At 72.3% G+C, this 19291-nt stretch carries 17 protein-coding genes and 1 pseudogene; 11 read left to right on the top strand and 7 right to left on the bottom strand.

The window, feature by feature from the left end:
• The first annotated feature begins 54 nt into the window (after positions 1-54).
• The 5 genes from ABGB05_RS06355 to ABGB05_RS06335 all read left to right on the top strand — a co-directional run bounded on the left by ABGB05_RS06355 (position 55) and on the right by ABGB05_RS06335 (position 5641).
• Positions 55-1353: an extracellular solute-binding protein gene (locus tag ABGB05_RS06355; protein WP_347652214.1), complete on the top strand. Its 1299-nt coding sequence runs from the start codon at positions 55-57 to the stop codon at positions 1351-1353.
• A 29-nt stretch (positions 1354-1382) separates the two neighbouring features.
• Positions 1383-2312: a sugar ABC transporter permease gene (locus ABGB05_RS06350; protein WP_347652213.1), complete on the top strand. Its 930-nt coding sequence runs from the start codon at positions 1383-1385 to the stop codon at positions 2310-2312.
• A gap of 1 nt (position 2313) precedes the next feature.
• Positions 2314-3225, top strand: a complete 912-nt coding sequence (locus ABGB05_RS06345; protein WP_347652212.1) for a carbohydrate ABC transporter permease — start codon at positions 2314-2316, stop codon at positions 3223-3225.
• Positions 3226-3276: 51 nt separating this feature from the next.
• The gene (locus ABGB05_RS06340; protein WP_347652211.1) at positions 3277-4347 is read left to right on the top strand and encodes a LacI family DNA-binding transcriptional regulator; all 1071 of its coding nucleotides are present in this window, start codon (positions 3277-3279) and stop codon (positions 4345-4347) included.
• Positions 4348-4408: 61 nt separating this feature from the next.
• On the top strand, positions 4409-5641 hold the full coding sequence (locus ABGB05_RS06335; protein ID WP_347652210.1) for an MFS transporter: 1233 nt from the start codon (positions 4409-4411) through the stop codon (positions 5639-5641).
• A 52-nt stretch (positions 5642-5693) separates the two neighbouring features.
• On the opposite strand, the gene ABGB05_RS06330 is transcribed toward ABGB05_RS06335, so the two are convergent.
• Complete coding sequence (locus ABGB05_RS06330) at positions 5694-7208, bottom strand: CehA/McbA family metallohydrolase (protein ID WP_347652209.1); 1515 nt, start codon at positions 7206-7208, stop codon at positions 5694-5696.
• A gap of 212 nt (positions 7209-7420) precedes the next feature.
• Here ABGB05_RS06330 and ABGB05_RS06325 point away from each other — a divergent pair, with 212 nt between their 5' ends.
• Positions 7421-8260 carry a GNAT family N-acetyltransferase gene (locus ABGB05_RS06325; protein ID WP_347652208.1) on the top strand — a complete coding sequence of 280 codons (840 nt, stop codon included), beginning with the start codon at positions 7421-7423 and terminating at the stop codon, positions 8258-8260.
• A gap of 21 nt (positions 8261-8281) precedes the next feature.
• Here the strand turns inward: ABGB05_RS06325 and ABGB05_RS06320 are convergent, their stop codons facing one another.
• Together ABGB05_RS06320 and ABGB05_RS06315 are read right to left on the bottom strand one after the other, a co-directional pair.
• The gene (locus ABGB05_RS06320) at positions 8282-9349 is read right to left on the bottom strand and encodes an NADH:flavin oxidoreductase/NADH oxidase (protein ID WP_347652207.1); all 1068 of its coding nucleotides are present in this window, start codon (positions 9347-9349) and stop codon (positions 8282-8284) included.
• Between the two features lie 109 nt (positions 9350-9458).
• On the bottom strand, positions 9459-10757 hold the full coding sequence (locus tag ABGB05_RS06315) for a dicarboxylate/amino acid:cation symporter (protein ID WP_347652253.1): 1299 nt from the start codon (positions 10755-10757) through the stop codon (positions 9459-9461).
• Between the two features lie 470 nt (positions 10758-11227).
• On the opposite strand from ABGB05_RS06315, the gene ABGB05_RS06310 reads away from it, so the two are divergent.
• Complete coding sequence (locus ABGB05_RS06310) at positions 11228-11362, top strand: hypothetical protein (RefSeq protein ID WP_347652206.1); 135 nt, start codon at positions 11228-11230, stop codon at positions 11360-11362.
• Positions 11363-11652: 290 nt separating this feature from the next.
• Here ABGB05_RS06310 and ABGB05_RS06305 read toward each other — a convergent pair whose 3' ends face one another.
• A complete protein-coding gene (locus ABGB05_RS06305; RefSeq protein WP_347652205.1) occupies positions 11653-12543 on the bottom strand; it encodes a DUF998 domain-containing protein in 891 nt (296 codons plus the stop codon).
• 170 nt (positions 12544-12713) lie between these two features.
• On the opposite strand from ABGB05_RS06305, the gene ABGB05_RS06300 reads away from it, so the two are divergent.
• The 3 genes and pseudogenes from ABGB05_RS06300 to ABGB05_RS06290 all read left to right on the top strand — a co-directional run bounded on the left by ABGB05_RS06300 (position 12714) and on the right by ABGB05_RS06290 (position 15217).
• The gene (locus tag ABGB05_RS06300) at positions 12714-12863 is read left to right on the top strand and encodes a hypothetical protein (RefSeq protein ID WP_347652255.1); all 150 of its coding nucleotides are present in this window, start codon (positions 12714-12716) and stop codon (positions 12861-12863) included.
• Positions 12864-12955: 92 nt separating this feature from the next.
• Positions 12956-14698, top strand: a pseudogene (locus ABGB05_RS06295) (EAL domain-containing protein); the annotation flags it as partial.
• A 21-nt stretch (positions 14699-14719) separates the two neighbouring features.
• Positions 14720-15217 carry a DUF456 domain-containing protein gene (locus ABGB05_RS06290; RefSeq protein WP_347652204.1) on the top strand — a complete coding sequence of 166 codons (498 nt, stop codon included), beginning with the start codon at positions 14720-14722 and terminating at the stop codon, positions 15215-15217.
• Positions 15218-15257: 40 nt separating this feature from the next.
• Here ABGB05_RS06290 and ABGB05_RS06285 read toward each other — a convergent pair whose 3' ends face one another.
• Positions 15258-16532: a hypothetical protein gene (locus tag ABGB05_RS06285; protein ID WP_347652203.1), complete on the bottom strand. Its 1275-nt coding sequence runs from the start codon at positions 16530-16532 to the stop codon at positions 15258-15260.
• A gap of 87 nt (positions 16533-16619) precedes the next feature.
• Here ABGB05_RS06285 and ABGB05_RS06280 point away from each other — a divergent pair, with 87 nt between their 5' ends.
• The gene (locus ABGB05_RS06280) at positions 16620-16916 is read left to right on the top strand and encodes a hypothetical protein (RefSeq protein ID WP_347652202.1); all 297 of its coding nucleotides are present in this window, start codon (positions 16620-16622) and stop codon (positions 16914-16916) included.
• A 332-nt stretch (positions 16917-17248) separates the two neighbouring features.
• Here the strand turns inward: ABGB05_RS06280 and ABGB05_RS06275 are convergent, their stop codons facing one another.
• Positions 17249-18832, bottom strand: a complete 1584-nt coding sequence (locus ABGB05_RS06275) for a SulP family inorganic anion transporter (RefSeq protein ID WP_347652201.1) — start codon at positions 18830-18832, stop codon at positions 17249-17251.
• Entirely contained in the window at positions 18829-19227 is a 399-nt protein-coding gene (locus ABGB05_RS06270) for a metalloregulator ArsR/SmtB family transcription factor (protein ID WP_347652200.1), read from the bottom strand. The genes ABGB05_RS06275 and ABGB05_RS06270 overlap by 4 nt, the downstream gene beginning before the upstream one ends.
• Between the last annotated feature and the right edge of the window lie 64 nt (positions 19228-19291).

Raw genomic sequence — 19291 nt, 5'->3', positions numbered from 1 at the left:
ATGTTTCTGGTCGATCACCACCCGATGACACCCCCCGGAAACCGAGAGGTTGAGATGACCCGTTCGCTCGGCGGGAAGATCCTGACGTTGGCGCTCACCGTCAGCCTGGTCGCCGCCTGCACCTCCACGTCAGACGAGCCCGAGGAGCCGACCGGCCCGGTCGAGCTGAGCTTCTGGTCCTGGGCACCGAACATCGAGAAGGTCGTCGACCGGTGGAACGCCGACAACCCCGAGATGAAGGTGACGCTGAGCAAGCAGGCCGGCGGCGCGGACATGGTCACCAAGCTGCTCACCGCCGCCAAGGCCGGTAACCCGCCGGACCTGGCCCAGGTCGAGTACCAGGCACTGCCGACGCTGGTCAGCAACGACGTACTCGCCGACATCGCCGGCCAGGCCAACCCGGTCAAGGACCGGTTCGCCGAGGGGACCTGGCAGCAGGTCACGCTCGGCACCGACGCGGTGTACGCCATCCCGCAGGACGCCGCGCCGATGATGCTCTACTACCGCACCGACCTGTTCGAACGGTTCGGCCTGACCGTGCCGAAGACCTGGGACGAGTTTGCCCAGACCGCCCGTACGCTGCGCGGCAGGACCACCAAGCACTGGCTGGCCACGTTCTCCGCCACCGACCCGGGGTGGTTCGCCGGTCTGACCCAGCAGGCCGGGGCCGCCTGGTGGGGGATCGAGGGCGAGTCCTGGCGGGTCACCGTCAACGACGCGGCGACGAAGAAGGTCGCCGACTACTGGGGCGGCCTGGTCGCCGAGGGGGTCGTCGACGGCAAGCCGATGTACACCCCGGAGTGGAACAAGGCGCTCAACGACGGCACCCTGCTCGCCTGGCCCAGCGCGGTCTGGGCGCCGGGCGTGCTGGCCGGCAACGCACCCGACACGAAAGGCAGGTGGGCGATGGCGCCGCTGCCACAGTGGACCGCCGGGGAGAACCGGACCGGCAACTGGGGCGGCTCGTCGACCGGGGTCACCGCCGCGTCGAAGCACAGGACGGCGGCGGTCAAGTTCGCCACCTGGCTCAACACCGACCCGACCGCGACCAGCCTGCTGGTCCGGGAGGCTGCGGTCTATCCGGCCGCCCGGGACGCCCAGACCGGACCGGCGCTCGCCGAGCCGCCGGCGTTCTTCGCCAACCAGGCCGACTTCTATCCGCTGACCAAGCAGATCGCCGAGACCGCGGCCGGGGTCACCTGGGGGCCGAACGTCAACGTGACCTACCAGGTCTACCAGGACGAGTTCGCCAGGGCGATCAGCCAGCAGACCCCGTTCAGCGCGGCGGTCGACGCGATGCAGACGGCCACCGTGGACGACATGCGCAAGAACGGCTTCGCCATCGCCGGCTGAGCGGCGGGACCCCTCGGAACGGAGAGTTGATGTCCACGGCCACCACCCGGGTCGGCCGCCGGGGTAGGCGTACGGGCGCACCGTACGCCTTCCTTGCCCCGGCGGTGATCCTCTTCGCGCTCTTCATCATCGTGCCGATCGGATACGCCGGATATCTCAGCCTGCGCAAGGTCCGCGTCTCCGGGCTCGGGCTGGGCCGGGGCGCCCGGACCGAGATCTTCGCCGGGCTGGAGAACTACCGGGCCGCGATCGGCGACCCGGAGCTCTGGTCCGGCGGGCTGCGGGTGCTCGGCTACGGCGCGCTGCTGGTGCCGACCATGCTCGGGTCGGCCCTGCTGTTCGCCCTGCTGCTGGACCGGCCCCGGGCCCGGTTCGGCCGGTTCGCCCGTACCTCGATCTTCCTGCCGTACGCGGTGCCGGCGATCATCGCCAGCCTGCTCTGGGGTTTCCTCTACCTGCCGGCGACCAGCCCGGTCAACGACGTGGCGGCCTGGCTGGGGCTGCCCGAACCGGACCTGCTCGGCGAGGGCAGCGTCTTCTTCGCGGTGGTCAACATCGCGCTCTGGGGTGGCGTCGGGTTCAACATGATCGTGCTCTACACCGCGCTGCGGGCGATCCCGCCGGAACTCTACGAGTCGGCCCGGCTCGACGGTTGCTCCGAGGTGCAGATCGCGCTGCGGATCAAGATCCCGCTGCTGCTGCCGGCGCTGGTGATGACGACGGTGTTCAGCATGATCGCCACCCTGCAGGTGTTCGTCGAACCGCTCGCCCTCTCCCCACTGAGCAACTCGATCTCGTCGACCTGGACCCCGCTGATGAAGGTCTACCGGGACGCGTTCGACACCAACGACCCGTACGCGGCGGCGGCCACCTCGGTGCTGATCGCCGCGATCACCCTGGTCCTCTCCTTCGGCTTCCTGCGGTTGGTGCAGAACCGGGCCTTCGGACAGGAGCGTTGAGATGGTCACCGGCAGTCTGGTCACCGCCGCCCCGACGGGAGAGGCGGCGCACGGCGACAGCGGCGGCGGCCGACCGACCGGGCCGCTCTGGTCGCGGCTGGTGCCGACCGTGGTCCTGCTGATCGGGGCGGTGTACTGCCTGCTCCCGGTGCTCTGGGTGGTGGTCGCCTCGACCAAGAGCGGGTCGACGCTCTTCACCAGCTTCACCTTCGCCCCGGGGGACTCGCTGGTCACGAACCTGACCGACCTGTCGACGTACGGCGACGGGCTGTTCTGGCGGTGGATGCTGAACACCGCGCTCTACGCCGGGGTCGGGGCGGCGCTGAGCGCGATGGTCTCCGGGCTGAGCGGGTACACGCTGGCGAAGTTCCGGTTCGCCGGACGGTCGGTGGTGTTCAACGTGCTGCTCGCCGGGGTGCTGGTGCCGGGCATCACGCTCGCCGTACCGCAGTACCTGCTGCTGGCCAAGGTCGGGCTGACCGACACGTACTGGTCGGTGCTGCTGCCGAGCATCGTCAGCCCGTACGGGATCTACCTGGCCCGGATCTACGCGGCGGCGGCGGTGCCGGACTCGGTGATCGAGGCGGCCCGGGTCGACGGCGCCGGCGAACTCGGCATCTTCCGCCGGGTGGCGCTGCCGATGATGGTGCCGGGGCTGATCACGGTCTTCCTGTTCCAGTTCGTGGCCATCTGGAACAACTTCCTGCTGCCGTTCATCATGCTTGCCGACGATGACAAGTTCCCGGTCACCCTCGGCCTCTACACGCTGCTCAACCAGGGCTCGACCACGCCGGCGCTGTACCGGCTGGTGATCACCGGCTCGCTGCTGTCGATCATCCCGCTGGTGGCGCTCTTCCTGTCGATGCAGCGGTACTGGCGGATCGACCTGCTCTCCGGTTCGGTGAAGGCGTAACGGTCGACGGTCTGCGGCGGGACGGCGGGACGGGCGAGGTGTGTCACACGGGTGGAGAACACCGTCGCCGGCCGGCCCGGGGACAATGACAGCGTGACCGCGCCCGAACGCAACCGTGCCCGCCGTGTCCGGCCCCGCCCCACCATGGACGACGTGGCGGCGGTGGCCGGGGTCTCCCGGGGCACCGTCTCCCGGGTCCTCAACGGCGGGCACAACGTCAGCGGTCCGGCCCTGGACGCGGTGCGCCGGGCGATCCGCAAGACCGGGTACGTGGTCAACCAGCACGCCCGCAGCCTGGTGACCCAGCGCTCGGACTCGGTGGCGTTCATCCTCTCCGAACCGCAGGACCGGCTCTTCGAGGATCCGAACTTCAACATCCTGCTCCGGGGCTGCACCCAGGAGTTGGCCGAGCACGACATCACGCTGCTGCTGACCATCGCCGGCACCTCGGAGGACCGCAAGCGGGTCGGCCGGTACGTCACCGCCGGCCATGTCGACGGCGCCCTGGTGATCTCCAGTCACGCCGGTAGTCCACTGCTGGACGACCTGGAGGCCCGCGGGCTGCCCTTCGTGGCCTGCGGCCGGCCACTGGGCCGGGACCGCAACGTCAGCTACGTCGCGGCGGACGACCGGGGTGGCGCCCGGCAGATGGTGAGCTACCTGCGGTCGCAGGGGCGGCAGCGGATCGCCACCATCACCGGGCCGCTGGACACCTCCGGCGGGGTGGACCGGCTGGCCGGCTACCGGGACGTGCTGGGCGAGGTCGACCCGCGCCTGGTGGTGACCGCGGACTACAGCCACGACGGCGGGGCGGAGGCGATGGCCCGGCTGCTGCGTCAGGTGCCGGACCTGGACGCGGTTTTTGTCGCCTCGGACCTGATGGCGGTCGGCGCGATCGCGGCGTTGCACCGGGCCGGGCGCCGGGTGCCGGACGACGTCGCGGTCGGCGGCTTCGACGACTCGAAGGTGGCGAGCACCTCGGTGCCCCGGCTGACCACGATCCGGCAGCCCTGGCCCCGGCTCAGCGCCGAGATGGTCCGGCTGCTGCTGAACCACCTGGCCGGGGACGCGCACGCGGCGGTCATCCTCCCCACCGAGCTGGTGGTCCGGGACTCCGCGTAGGGGTGTGACCCCGGGTACATCCGGTTAACAAACCGTACGTACGTACTGTTAGATCAGGGCTGTGCAGCTCCTTCCCGCCCCGGGCGCGGCCCGGATCCTCACCCTCGCCACCCTGGTCAACACCACCGGGCGCGGCATCTGGCTCACCGCCAGCGCGCTCTTCCTGACCCGCTCGGTCGGACTCTCGGTGGCCCAGGTCGGCCTCGGGCTCACCATCACCGCCGCGATCGGCCTGCTCGCCAGCACCCCGATGGGCTACCTCGCCGACCGGTACGGCCCGCGCGGCCTCCAGATCACCGCCCTGCTCGCCTCCGCCGGGTGCAGTGTCGCGCTCGTCGTCGTCCGGTCCTTCCCGCAGTTCCTGCTGGTCGGCGCCGCCGCCGCGCTCACCGACGCGGCCAGCCGGGGCGCCCGGGGTGCGCTCATCGCCGGATCCGTCCCGCCCGACCAGCGGGTACGCACCCGCGCCTACCTGCGGGCCACCACAAACGTCGGCATCTCGGTCGGCACCGTCGCCGCCGGCGTCGGCATCGCCGTCGACACCCGGACCGGCTACGTCGCCCTGATCCTGGTCGACGCGGTCAGCTACCTCGCGGCGGCCGCGATCACCACCCGGCTCGCCCCGCTGCCACCGGTCCCGGCACCGGCCACCGGGCCCCGGCTCGTCGCCCTGCGGGACCGGCCGTTCCTCGCCTTCACCGCCCTCGACGGGCTGATGTCGATGCACTTCGGGCTGCTCAACATCGCACTGCCGCTCTGGGTCGTCGGACACACCACGGCACCGCGCTGGCTCGTCTCGGCACTGTTCCTGGTCAACACCACGATGGTGGTGCTCTTCCAGGTCCGCGCCTCCCGGGGCACCGAGGACCTCGGCGGCGCCGCCCGGGCCGCCCGCCGGGCCGGACTGGCGATCGCCCTGGCCTGCCTGCTCTTCGCGGTCAGCGGCGACCTGCCCACCGCCGGCGCGGTCGTCCTGCTGCTGCTCGGGGCGCTGGTGCACGTGATCGGCGAACTGTGGCACTCGGCGGCCGGTTGGGGGATCTCGTTCGGGCTCGCCCCGGCCCACGCCCAGGGGCAGTACCAGGGCGCGTACGGGATGGGGATGCAGGTCGGCGGCATGCTCGCCCCGGCGGTGGTGACAAGCCTGGCGATCGGCTGGGGCGTACCGGGCTGGCTGGTGCTGGGGGTGCTGTTCGTCGTACTCGGGGCCCTGGTGCCACCGGTGGTTCGCTGGGCGGCCCGGACCCGTCCGGTGGAACAGGAGACCGTCCCGTCTCCGGCTGCGGCGGTCTGAAGCTCCCCGGGCGGTGTCCCTGCCGGGGTAGGGACACCGCCCGGGGTGGTGTTCAGTCCCGACCGAGGAAGATCGGGTTGGTCATCGCCACCATCGGCGCGGTGAGCGGGGTCGACCCGGCGGTGGGGCGGCGCACCTCGGCGCGGACCCAGCGGCTGTAGCGCGGGTAGGTCGTCCAGCTCACCGTCGCCACACCCGACTCCGGCACCGTCTGGCTGTACTCCGGGCCGAGCTGGTCGAGGATCGTCACGGTGGTGCCGGGCACCCCGCCGACCACGGCGGTGACGGTGACCGGGGTGCCGATCTCCGCCGGCAACCGGCCACCGATCTCGGCGGTCCGGCCGGGCACGCTCGCGGTGAAGGAGAGCTGCACGGCGGACGACTCGGCCAGCCAGGACCGGCCGGCCTTCAGCCCGGCGAGCAGGTGCTCCTTACGCAGACTGTCGGCGAGGACCACGGTGTGCGGCTTGGCCACGACCTGGTCCGGGTTGTGCGCGTCCGAGTTGCCGATCGCCGGGATGAACTTCCCGCCGCGCAGCAGCCCGTCCCAGTGGGTGACCGACGCCTGGTCGTCGTCGGTCCACGGTCCGCCCCACACCTCGACCAGGTCGGCGAGCTCGTACGCGAACTCGTAGGTGCAGCCGAAGCAGTTGGCGAACGGGTGTGCGGCCGTCACCAGACCGCCGAGCTTGTGTACCCGGTCGACGAAGTGCCGGAAGTCGGCGGGGTCGCCGGCCCGGTAGCGCCAGTCGATCCACTCGCCGGCCGGCAGGCCGATCGCCGGCCAGTGCCCGGACCGGGTGGTGACCTCCTCGCCGTTGAGGATCAGCAGGTCGTTGGTGGCGTGGTCGCCCCACTGCAGGTGCGCGCTGGGCGTGTTGTGCTCGGTGGAGACGATGAAGTCGAGCCCGGCGGCCCGCGCGTCGGCGACGAGTTGGTCCGGCGTACGACGGCCGTCGGAGTGCACGGTGTGCAGGTGGCAGTCGCCGCGGTACCAGGCCCGCCCGCGCTGCCGGGCCGGGGCGGTGGTCGGCGCGGGATTGGCCCGGAACGGCGTACCCTGCGGGCCGAAGTGCAGGGTGATGGTGACGGAGTAGTTGAGACCCTGCGGCGCCACCGTGTACGGGCCGAGGACCACGTGCCAGGTGCCCGGCTTGATCGGACCGGCCAGGTAGCCGGGGGTCGCCTCGGTGGCGCTGATCGAGAACGAGTTCCGGAAGCCGCCCGACCAGCCCCGGAAGCCCCTGGCGTTGCCGAGGTCGTGCCCTTCCGGGCCGAACATCCCGATGTCGCAGGCGTTGCCCCGGGTGCCACCCGGTACGGCCGGCTTGTCGTACGTGTAGCTGACCTCGATCCTGTTGACGCCCTTCGGCACCTGGACGGGCAGGTAGTACCAGTCGGCGATGCTCGGGGTGAAGGTGCCGGTGACGGTTTTGGTCTGCGGACCGTCACCGGACGACGCCGGTTCGGCGAACGCCACGGCGGGCAGGAGGTTGACCGCGGCACCGGCGGCCACGACCCCGCCCACCCGGAGCAGGTTGCGCCGGGTCAGATCTGTACTGGACATGCTTGCCTCCGGATAGGTGATCGATCCAGACGCTAAGCGGGTCAAGCGGACAACCAAACCACCGCACGATGAACAGTGACCGTGCGTTACGTGTCGTGTCGATCTTGGGGATCGACAGTGAATCAGCAGCTCAAGTGGCATCTGTCAACCTGGGGCGACCAGCGCGGTGATCCGGCCCGCCACCCGGCCGACGATCTGGCACGCTGGTAGACGTGCTGATGGTCCCGGTACGCCAGCTCGGTGAGGCCGAGCGTGGCACGGTGGAACGGATCCTCGACCTCGATCCGTACGCCGCCGCCCAGGTGGCCGAACGCGTCGCCACCAACGGCCTCTCGTGGTGGCGGGCCGACGGCCGGGTGCTCGGCTACGGGGCCCGCGACCGGATCGAGGCACTCTGCTGGCTCGGTGGCCAGCTCACCCCGGTCTGCGCCCACCAGGCCGCGATCACCGCCTTCGCCGAGACCCTCGGCGCCGAGGAACGGCTCTGCTCGTCGATCGTCGGACGCGCCGACGGCGTACTCGGACTCTGGGAACGACTCTCCGGACAGTGGGGACCGGCCCGGGACGTACGCCCCAACCAGCCGTTGCTGGCGACCGAGACGGTGCCGCCGGTGGACCCGGACCCCGACGTACGCCCGGTCCGCACCGACGAGGTCGACCTGCTCTTCCCGGCGGCGGTGGCGATGTACACCGAGGAGGTCGGCGTCTCGCCACTGGCCGAGGACGGCGGTCGGGCGTACCGGCAGCGGGTCGCCGAACTGGTCCGGACCCGGCGGGCGTACGGCAAGTTCGTCGACGGCCAGGTGGTCTTCAAGGCCGAACTCGCGGTCGTCACCCGGCGTACCGCCCAGATCCAGGGGGTCTGGGTGGACCCGACCTGGCGCGGTCAGGGCATCGCCGCCGCCGCGATGGCTGCCGTGGTCCGCGACGCGCTGGCCCGGGTCGCCCCGTCGGTCAGCCTCTACGTCAACGACTACAACATCCCGGCCCGCCGGGTCTACGAACGGTGTGGGTTCCGCACCGTCGGCACCTTCGCCACCGTCCTCTTCTGAGGTGGTTTCGTCCGGTTGTTGCTACCAGGCGCGTCGGTACTGGGCCGGGGCGTCGAGGGCGACCCCGAGTTCCGCCGCCGCCCGGCGCGGCCAGTACGGGTCGCGGAGCAGTTCCCGGCCGAGCAGCACCAGGTCGGCCTCGCCGTCGGCGACGATCGCCGCCGCGTGCTCCGGTTCGGTGATCAGCCCGACCGCGCCGGTCGGCACCCCGGTCTTCCGGCGGACCTCGGCGGCCAGCGGCACCTGGTAGCCGGGCTTGGCCGGAACCTCGACGTTCGGCGCGGCACCGCCGGACGAGCAGTCGACCAGGTCGGCGCCGGCGGCGGCCAACTCCCGGGCCAGCGCCACACTGTCCGCCGGCGTCCAACCGTCGGGCACCCAGTCGGTGGCCGAGATCCGGACCAGCACCGGTACGTCGTCGCCGACCGCCGCCCGGACCGCCCGGGTGACCTCCAGGGCGAGCCGGCTGCGGCCGACCCGGTCCCCGCCGTAGCCGTCGGTACGGTGGTTGGTCAGCGGGGAAAGGAACTCGTGCAGCAGGTAACCGTGCGCGGCGTGCACCTCGACGGCGCGGAAACCCGCCGCCAGCGCCCGCGATGCGGCGACGGCGAACGCCTCGACCACCCGGTCGATCTCCGCGAGGTCCAGCGCCTTCGGCGTCCGGAACGTCGGCAGGAACGGCTCGTCGCCCGGCCCGACCGGCGTCCAACCGCCCTCGTCGTCCGGCACCCCACCGGCCACCGGCGACCACGGCCAGTACGTCGACGCCTTGAAGCCGGCGTGCGCAAGCTGCACCGCCGGCAGCGCCCCGGCCTCGGCGACGAACGCGGTGACCGGCCGCCACGCCTCGACGTGGGCGTCCGACCAGAGGCCGGTGTCCCGGGGGCTGATCCGCCCCTCCGGTACGACCGCGGTCGCCTCGCTGATCACCAGACCGACCCCGCCGAGCGCCCGCGAGCCGAGGTGCACCCGGTGCCACTCGGTCGGCAGCCCGTCCGGGCCGGCCGAGTACTGGCACATCGGCGCCATCGCGATCCGGTTCCGGAGCGTCGCGCCACGCAGCGTCAACGGACTGAACAGCCCGGTCATCTCGGACTCCTTCGACTGGGGGAGGTGTGGGGCGGTGGACGCGCGCTCAGAGGTGCGGGAAGGGGCCCTTACCACCGCCCTGCGATGGTAAGGGCCCCTCCGCACCGTCTCAGGCGGGGACCGGGGCGGGGTCCTCGCGGCGGGCCGGGGTCTCGGCCGGCGCCTCCTCGGTCAGGTCGTGCCGACCGGCGGCGTCGTACGCGGCCCGGTCCAGGACACCCTCCCGGGCGGCGACCACGGTCGGCACCAGCGCCTGGCCGGCGACGTTGGTCGCGGTGCGGATCATGTCCAGGATCGGGTCGATGGCGAGCAACAGACCGGCGCCGGCCAGCGGCAGTCCGAGGGTGCTCAGGGTCAGGGTCAGCATCACCAGCGCCCCGGTCAGTCCAGCGGTCGCGGCGGAGCCGACCACCGAGACGAACGCGATCAGCAGGTAGTCGAGCGGGCTGAGGCTGACCCCGAAGACCTGGGCCACGAAGATCGCGGCCAGCGCCGGGTAGATCGCGGCGCAGCCGTCCATCTTCGTGGTCGCGCCGAACGGCACGGCGAACGAGGCGTACTCGCGCGGCACGCCGATCCGCTCGACGGCCCGCTGGGTCACCGGCATGGTGCCGACCGACGAGCGGGAGACGAAGGCGAGTTCGATCGCCGGCCAGGTGCCGGCGTAGAAGCGCAGCGGGTTCAGCCTGCCGCCGAGGACCAGCACCAGCGGGTAGACCACCAGCAGCACGATCGCGCAGCCGACGTAGACCGCGGTGGTGAACTTGGCCAGCGGCGCCAGCAGGTCCCAGCCGTACGCCTCGACGGCGTGGCCGATCAGGCCGAGGGTGCCGAGCGGGGCGAGCCGGATCAGCCACCAGAGCGCCTTCTGCACGATCGCCAGGATCGAGCGGTTCAGCTCGACGAACGGCTCGGCGGCGGCACCGACCAGCAGCGCGGCGATGCCGACGACCACGGCGAGGAAGACGATCTGCAGCACGTTGTTCTCGGTGAACGCGCCGAAGACGTTCTTCGGCACGATCCCGGTGAGGAAGTCGGTCCACGAGCCGGTCCGCTGCGGTTCCGTGGCGGCGCCGAGGTCGAGGGTGACGCCCCGGCCCGGGTTGGTCAGCAGGCCGAGGCCGATGCCGACGCCGACCGAGATCAGCGCGGTGATGCCGAACCAGAGCAGGGTCTTCAGCGCCAGCCGGGCGGCGTTGGCCACCCCGCGCAGGCTGACCACGCTGACCACGATGGCGGTGAAGACCAGCGGCGGTACGGCGACCCGGAGCAGCTGCACGAAGAGGCTGCCGATGGTGTTGAGGGTGGTGCCGAGCCAGGAGACGTCGCCGGCGCGGGCCAGGTAGCCCAGGGCGACGCCGAGTAGCAGCCCGAGCAGGATCTGGACGGAGAAGGGGATCTTACGCAGGACAGCAGGCACAGGGGAGTCCAATGGTCTGGTCCGGCCGGGCCCGGTGGGGCCGGGGTCGGGCGTCCGTGGACGCGGCCGGATGGCGGTCTGACGGTCGAGGGGACGCGGTCAGCCGCGACAGCCGGCGCTGGCCTGCAGTCGCAGATCGACATACAGGCGGACGGTCAGGAACCAGACGTTGTTCATCGCGGGTCGACGGTACGAGATCTGCGGCCGGCGCGAAAGGTGGGGCTCCGTGAGACTCCTTACAGTCCGGCGTACCGGGTGGCGATGGCCGGCTTCCGGGCGGGTCCCGGTTCGGCGCGCCGCCGTCCCGGCGCATAGTGAGAATCTGCCGATGGTCGGGAGTGAATCAGCTCACAGATTTGTCACGGCGATTCTCTTTAGGGTCATTCCCATCGTGACCCGCCAATGGGTGGGTATGGCGGACCGTGGCGCGGAGTTTCCCGAACCGTTGCCGGACCCAGGTGACCAACGCCTACATGCAGTGGGACTTCGGGGACGGCAAGGGCGTACGCCAGGGTGTGGAGACAACGAGGGTCGTCCGGTCCACCGGAATCCCGGGAGCGGACAACACCGGTGGTGAGGAGGCCGGAAGATGAAAACCACCAAGGTGGGCACCGTTGCGGCCCAGGTCGCCATCGGGCTCAGCCTGCTCTCCCTGCTCGTCCTTCCCTGGGCCTGGTACGGCGACACCACCATCCGGCTGTACCGGCTGCCGAACTGGGGCCTGCACCTGGGCGCTGTGCTGGCGTTCCACGCGGCGGTGCTCTGGACCCTGCGCACCGCACCCGGGCGGCGCCGGGTCCCGGTCGCGGCAGCGCTGGTCGCGGGTGGCGTCGCTACCGGGTCGGCGGTCCTGGTCGCCCTCGGCTACGACAACTCGTCCGCGCTATTCAGTGGGCCGGTGCCGATGGTGGTCCCCCGGCTCGGGCCCGGTGTCCTCGTCGCCGTACTGGCGGTCCTGGTCGGGTTCGGGGCGGTCGCCGCGCTCCGCGGCCGGCACGCCGACCGGGAAACCGGTCCCGCCGGCACGGCCGTGCCAGGGCCGGCCGGAAACGGTGCGGCAGGGTAGCCGCCGTCCGGCGGGTGCGTCGCGGGACGGCCGCCGCAGCAGCAGGTCCACGCCGAACCGCAGCGCCGTCGTACCGAGCCAGAGCACACCGACGCCGAGCAGCAGCCGCTCCACCATCCCGACCAGCAGGCCCCGGCCGACCACGAGCATGCCCAGCCCGATGATCGCGGACAGCGGCAGCGACACCACGGCGGCGACCGCGGCGACCCGCCGTACCGCCCGGGAGACGCCGACCGACCGGCACAGCGCCAGCATGGCGAACACCCCGGCGGCGACCGCGCCGATGCTCGCGCCGCCGTGCACCAGGTCGGCCAGCCCGACCGACTCGTACGGCGGCAGCGGACACCCGTCGGTGCAGGGCACCGCCCCGGAGACGACGGTCCCGGCGGCACCGGTGCCGAGCAGCGCGGCCGCGATCCGCGCCGTCGACGGCAGCGCGACGGCGAGCAGGACCAGACCGGCGGCGACCCCGAAGACCCCGAGCCGGTAGGTCGACGCCGCGTCGGCGGTGCCGGTACCGGCCTCGCTGACGTACCCGCCGAACCCCGGGTCGGGACCGGCCCGGACGGCGAGCAGGACCGCGACCGTACCGGCGATCGTGCAGGCCGCGGCGGCGAAGGCGGCGGTCGCCCGGACGACCCGTTCCCGGTGCGGTACGGCCGGCACCGCCGCGCCGCCGGCGTTCCGGCGGACCTGTGCCGACCCCATGCGGCCAAACCTATCCCGGGCCGGAACGGCCGGTAGAAGATCCGGTGGGCAGGCCCTAGAGTGTGTGCGATCACCACGACCCGCGCGTGGAGTCGGCGGCGCCCACCCGTGCGCGAACGGTCGTGCCGACCGGCGGCCCACAGGCCGCAGTGACGAGCTGGGGCGGGGACATGCGACTGCCGGACGGGCCACCCGCGGAGACCGACCTGAGCCGGCCCGGCGCCGCCCGGGTCCACGACCACGTCCTCGGCGGGGGACACCACGTCGAGCGCGACCGGCAACTCGGCGCGGTGGGCCGGAACGACGGCCGCGCGGACTGAGCGTGTCCGCCTCCACCCCGCCGCGCACCGGCGTGGACGCGGAGCACCCGCCGGAGGCCTGCACCGAGGCGTCCTGCCGGTTCGGTGGGGCCGCCCGGAACCAGGTCGAACAGGCGCTGCGGGACAGCGAGGCGCGGTTCCGGGCGATCTTCACCGGTGCGGCGACCGGGATCGGCATCGCCGACCTCGACGGGCAGATCCTCGACGTCAACCCGGCCTTCGCCGACCTGCTCGGCTATCCGGTCACCGAGTTGCGTGAGCTGAACGTCGCCGCGTTGTTCCACCCGGACGACGCGGCCGGGACGCGGGACCTGTACCAGGAGCTGATCGAGGGCCGGCGGGACAGCGTACGACTGGAGAAGCGCTACCGGCGCAGGGACGGCAGCGCGGTCTGGACCGATCTCGCGGTCTCGCTGATCCGGCACGACGACGGCCGTCCCCGGTTCACCGTCGCCATGGTGCACGACATCACCGAACGTCACGAACTGCAGCAGCGGCTCGCGCACCAGGCGTCGCACGACCCGCTGACCGGGCTGGCGAACCGGACCCTGTTCCTCGACCGGCTCGGCGGGGTCTTCGCCACCGCCCGGCCGACCGACCGGGTCGGCGTCTGCTTCCTCGACCTCGACGGCTTCAAGGCGATCAACGACAGCCTCGGGCACGACCTCGGCGACCAGTTGCTGGTGACGGTCGCCGGCCGGCTCGCCGACCACGTCGCCGGGCAGGGGCACCTGGTCGCCCGGATGGGCGGCGACGAGTTCGTGATCCTGCTCGACCGGGACGCCGGATGTCGGGAGGTCCGGCAGGTGGCCGAGGCGGCGCTGGCCGCGATCGCCGAGCCGGTCCGGATCGGCGAACGGCGGTTCTCGGTCTCGGCGAGCATCGGCGTCGTCTCGCGGCCGGTCGGTGAGACCAGCGTCGCGGACCTGATGAAGGCCGCCGACGTCACCCTCTACTGGGCCAAGGCGGACGGGCGCGGTCGGGTGGCCAGCTACGACCCGCAGCGGCGGGCCCGGGAACAGGCCGACGAGGAGTTGGTCGCCGGCATGTCGGCCGGGCTCGAGCGTGGTGAGTTCATCGTGGACTACCAACCGATCGTGCACCTCGCCGACGGTTCGATCCGGGCGGCCGAGGCGCTGGTCCGGTGGCGGCACCCGGAACGGGGTCTGGTCGGCCCGGACGAGTTCATCGGCCTCGCCGAGCAGACCGGGCTGATCGTTCCGCTCGGCCGTTTCGTGCTGCTGCGGGCCTGCGAGGCCGCCGCCCGCTGGCTCCGCGACTTCCCCGACGCCCGGTTGGTGATCAGCGTCAACCTGGCCGCCCGACAGGCCCGCGACCCCGACATCGTCGGGACCGTGTCCGAGGTGCTGCGGCAGACCGGTCTGCCGGCCGAACTGCTGCAACTCGAACTGACCGAGAGCGCGCTGATGGCCACCGCCGGGGAGCCGCTGCCCGCGCTGCGCCGGCTGGCCGCGCTCGGCGTACGACTGGCGATCGACGACTTCGGCACCGGTTACTCCAATCTGGCGTACCTGCGCCGGCTGCCGATCCACGGGCTGAAACTCGCCGGCCCGTTCGTCGACGGGATCCGGACCAGCGACCGGCAGGGTCTGGTCGACGGCCGGATCGTCGACGCGCTGGTCCGGCTCGCGCACGCGTTGGGTCTGTCGGTGACCGCCGAGGCGGTGGAGACAGCCGGGCAGGCCGACCAGCTGACCGCGCTGGGCTGCGACGCCGCCCAGGGCCGTTACTTCGGCGCACCGGGCCCGGAGCAGACCGTCACCGCCCGGCTCGCCGAACAGGCCGCCCGGCGGCGTGCGGACGTGCCCCGGTAGGGCAGGCTTGACGCTGTGGACATGACGGACACCGAAGGACTCGTGACAATCCTCTGCGGCGTGACCATCGTGGTCGGTGTCGTCGGGGTGATCGTGCCGATCGTGCCCGGGTTGATCCTGTGCTGGCTCGGCGTACTGGTGTGGTCGATCTTCGGCGACGGCGCGGGTGTCGGACCGTGGATCGTACTGGGGTTGGCGACCCTGGTCACCCTGCTCGGCAGCCTGGTGAAGTACCTCTGGCCGGGGCGCAACCTGAGGCGGGGCGGGGTGTCGAACCTCTCCCTGCTCGCCGGTGGCGTGCTCGGCATCGTCGGCTTTTTTGTCGTACCGGTGATCGGGTTGATCCTCGGTTTTGTGCTCGGGCTCTGGCTCGCCGAGCTGGCCCGGCTCCGGGAGCCGCGACTGGCCTGGCCCTCCACCAAGCAGGCCCTGCAGGCGGTCGGGCTCGCCCTGCTCGTCGAGTTGGCGGCGGCGCTGATCGTCACCGGCATCTGGCTGGTCGGCCTGGTCGTCACCTGAGCCGCCCGCCGGTCGGTCGGCCCCGTACAGCGCAGCCGGATCAGCCGGCGGTCACCCTCGGGTAGTGCCGGACGAAGTCGGCGCTCATCACCCGCAGGGGGTCGTCGCCGGTGATGACGGCCACCTCACCCCGGCTGGCGTGCCCGCTCCACCCGGCGCCGGCGTCCCGGTAGTAGCGGTGGGCGGCGCTGAACTGTTCACTCGTACCGACGACGATGTCGGCCAGGTACGCCTCGGCGCCCTCCGGCGACGACGGCGCGGCGCCCAGGCGTCCGACCGTACGGTCGAACCCCTCGGCGATCGGCGTGATCATGTCTTGGTACTCGTCGGCGCTCCGGGTGTCCGGCGTCATCACGTGCACCCCGCGCTGCGGGGCCGGCCGCCCCGAGCTGTCGTGCGTCCGGGCCGCGTAGAGCAGGACGACCGGGAGCACCGCCAGGACCCGGTCAGGGCCGTCCAGCGCCAGGACCGGTCTGTCCTCGCCGTTCAGGAGCCTGATCGAGACGTCGAGGTGGGCGTCGGTGGCCGTGATCCCCAGGAGGCGCCGGACCAGTTCGAAGGTCAGTGCGATGGTCTCGGCGCGGATGTCCCGGTCGAAGTCGCTGGCCCGCAGTGGCTGCGCTGGGCCGGCGAAGGAGCTGATCCGGGCCGAGGCGAGAGCCATCCGGCGGTGCCGCAGCAGCCCCGTGATCTGCTCCTCGGTGAGTGGGCGGTGGACGTCCTCGAAGGTGGTCACCCCGACCATGACCTGGTAGGAGGCCGAGATCCGGTGGAACGTCGCGGGGGAGATGGGCAGCTCACGCCAGGCATGCCCGACGACCCCGTCGGTCCGGACCTCGACGGAGATCCGGTCCCGGTCGAGTTCTGCGACGAGGGTCGGGATCGGATCGGCGGGCTCGGGCGCCGTCTCCAGGGAGAACCCCAGGTCGACGAAGTGCTCCAGGGTCCACAGCCGCCAGCCGTCAGCCATCTGGCGCAGCCGCGCCGCCTCGTACGACGGATTGACCAGGAACATCGGCAACCCGCTGCTGGGCAGGACGCAGGTGCCCGCCCGCCAGGTGAGATGCGGGCGCTCGGTCAGCGGCACGATCGGACGGTCGAACCAGCCGGAGGCGTGGCAGCGCCGGTGGTGCAGCGACGCGTCCGCCAGGTCACCCTCGGCCTGTACGACCAGTGCGGGCGTGTCCCATCGTCGGAACCGTCTTCCACAGGTCTGACAGTCGAGCGGCCAGAGGTTGGCCTTCAGTGTCGCGAGTTCGTCAGGGCCGAGTGCCGCGACGATCGCCGGATCGACCATGATTTTCGAGGTTCCCACCGCTCCTCCTCCGTCCCGCCGATAGCCACGGTATCGGCACAGGTGCGATGTCCGGTAGGTCGACATTGGTCGGTATACCCCGGTCGCGTGGACCTGATGGCCTTGGGTGACGAGGTGCGGATCACGGTCTTCGGTGGCCACGCCGCGTATCCGACCGCCGACGTCGGGTGCAGCGGGTACCTGGTGGAACGGGACGGCTTCCAGCTGCTGGTCGACCCCGGTTACGCCGTGCTGCCCCGGCTGCTCGCCGAGACGTCGGCGCACCGGGTCCTGCTGACCCACCTCTGGCCACGGGTCGAACCGGCCGCCTTCGTCACGGCGGCGCGGGCGGGGTTCGCCGGACCGGTCGCGGTCGCCGAGGCGGGCCTGGTCGTCGAACTCTGACCGGAGGCGGGCCAGGGTGCGGGTGTGCGGCGGCGCGGGGCGGGCGCTGGCACGGGGAACCCGTACCGGGGGTGAGAGAGGTGACCGCGCCCCGCGCCGCCGCGACCGCCGGGTCGTCCGAGGACCCGGCTCGGGCCCGCTTCCGGGCCCCGGGTCCGGCGCTCGCCGGCCCCGTACCGCGCCCGTCGGCGCGGAGAGATCCGGTCAGGCGTCGGACCCTGCGCGCCGTCGTCGGCCACGGCGCGCGGTGTGGAACGTCCGCCCTGTCACGCCTACGAGCATGCGCCGTGCGCGCCGGTGAGGCAAGACAATTAGTCCTGGCCAGCCGCGTCCTAGCCGGTACGGAGGGCGGCGATGGCGGCCGGGGCGTCGACGTGCACCCGGTCGGCCACCAGGTCCAGTACGCCCACCGCGGTCAGCGCCCGCCGGTGTTCGGGGCGGACGCCGGCGAGGTGCACGGTGATGTTCCGGTCGTGCAGTTCCTCGATCGCCTCCCGGAGCGCGAGCGCGCCGGAGGCGTCGATCGCGGTGACCCCGGAGAGGCGGAGCAGGACGACGTCGACGCGGTCCACGATGGACAGCGCCCGGCGGAGCTGGTGTGCGGCGGCGAAGAGGAGCGGACCGCTCGGCCGGTACACGGTCAGCCTCGGCGTCGGCTCGTCGTGCGGGATCTCGTCGACCCGCAGCGAGTTGGCGACCTTGCGCAGCGCCAGCGCGCCGGCGACGACCAGGCCGATCAGTACCGCCGCCACCAGGTCCAGCAGGACGGTCGCCCCGGCGGTGACGACCAGGACCAGCGCGTCGGACCGGCTGGCCCGGGTGATCGCCCGCAGCACACCGAGTTGCACCATCCGCAGCGCGGTCGCCAGCAGCACTCCGGCGAGCGCGGCGAGCGGGATGCCGGCGACCAGGGGAGCGGCGGCGAGCATGAGCACCGCGAGGATCACCGCGTGGATCAGCGCGGCGAGCCGGGAGACCGCTCCGGACCGGACGTTCACCGCGGTCCGGGCGATCGCGGCGGTGGCCGGCACCCCGCCGAAGAGCGGGGTCACGATGTTGGCGATGCCCTGCCCGAAGAGTTCCCGGTCCGGGTGGTGGCGCTCACCTCGGCGCATCGCGTCGGCGACGGTGGCGGAGAGCAGGGACTCCAGCGCGGCCAGCGCGGCGACGGCGATCGCCGGGGGGAGCAGCGTGCCGAGCGCGTCCCATTGGAGGAAGGCCAACGACGGTTCCGGCAGGGTCGCCGGCAGTGCGCCGATCCGGGCCACGTCGAGGCCCGCCAGGTGCGCGCCGACGGTCGCCGCGCCGACCGCGAGCAGTGACGCGGGCAGCCGGGGGCGCCAGGCCAGCAGGACGAGGACCGCCGCGGCGACGCCGAGGGAGAGACCGAGGGCCGGCCAGTCGGGGGCGGCGACAAATCCGCGTACGGCCCGCCAGGCGACCGGGAGCACCTTCTCGCCGTGTCCCGTGACGCCCAGCGCCGCCGGCACCTGCTGGAGAAAGATGATGACGGCGATGCCGGCGGTGAAGCCCTCGACCACCGGCGCCGGTACGAGTTCGGCGTACCTGCCGGCCCGGGCGATCGCGAGACCGACCAGGATCAGTCCGGCGAGCAGGCCGACGGTGAGCACCCCGCCGGGCCCGTACTGGGCCACGATCGGTACCAGGACGACGGTCATCGCCCCGGTGGGGCCGGAGACCTGCAGGTTGGAGCCGCCGAAGACGGCGGCGAGCGCGCCGGCCACGACCGCGGTGACCAGCCCGGCGGCGGCGCCGAGTCCGGAGGCGACGCCGAAACCGAGGGCCAACGGCAGGGCCACCACCGCGACGGTGAGGCCGGCGAGCAGGTCGGCGCGGGGATTACGCCGTACGGCGGCCAGGTCGGCCCGGCCGGGCAGCAGGTCGAGGCGGCTCACGCGGCGGACGGTCCTGGCGCCGCGTCGACCGTCAGGCCTGCTGTCGGCTCGACGGTCGGACCCGGCATCGGCTCGACGGTCAGCGAGGCGAGCAGTTGGGCCTGGCCCTGCAGCATCTCGGTGAGGATGCGTCGGGCCGCCCGCATCAGGTCCGCCACGTCCGGTCCGGCCAGCGCGTAGACGACGTTGGCACCGTCCCGGGTGGAGACCACGATCCCGGCCCGACGCAGTACCGCGAGCTGCTGGGAGAGGTTCGACGCCTCCACCCCGGTCTCGGTGAGCAGGTCCCGTACCGGTCTCGGGCCCTCGCCGAGCAGTTCGAGTACCCGGATCCGGACCGGATGCCCGAGCATCCGGAAGAACTCGGCCTTGGCCTGGTAGAGCGGAACCTGCATGTGAGCAATTGAAGACTCCTTCAATTGCCGGATTGTTGCCGGTCGGGTTTTCGTGATCCAGCTC

The organism is Plantactinospora sp. B5E13 (assembly GCF_039871775.1).
Lineage (GTDB): Bacteria > Actinomycetota > Actinomycetes > Mycobacteriales > Micromonosporaceae > Plantactinospora.
This window is presented reverse-complemented; position numbering and strand designations above follow the sequence as displayed.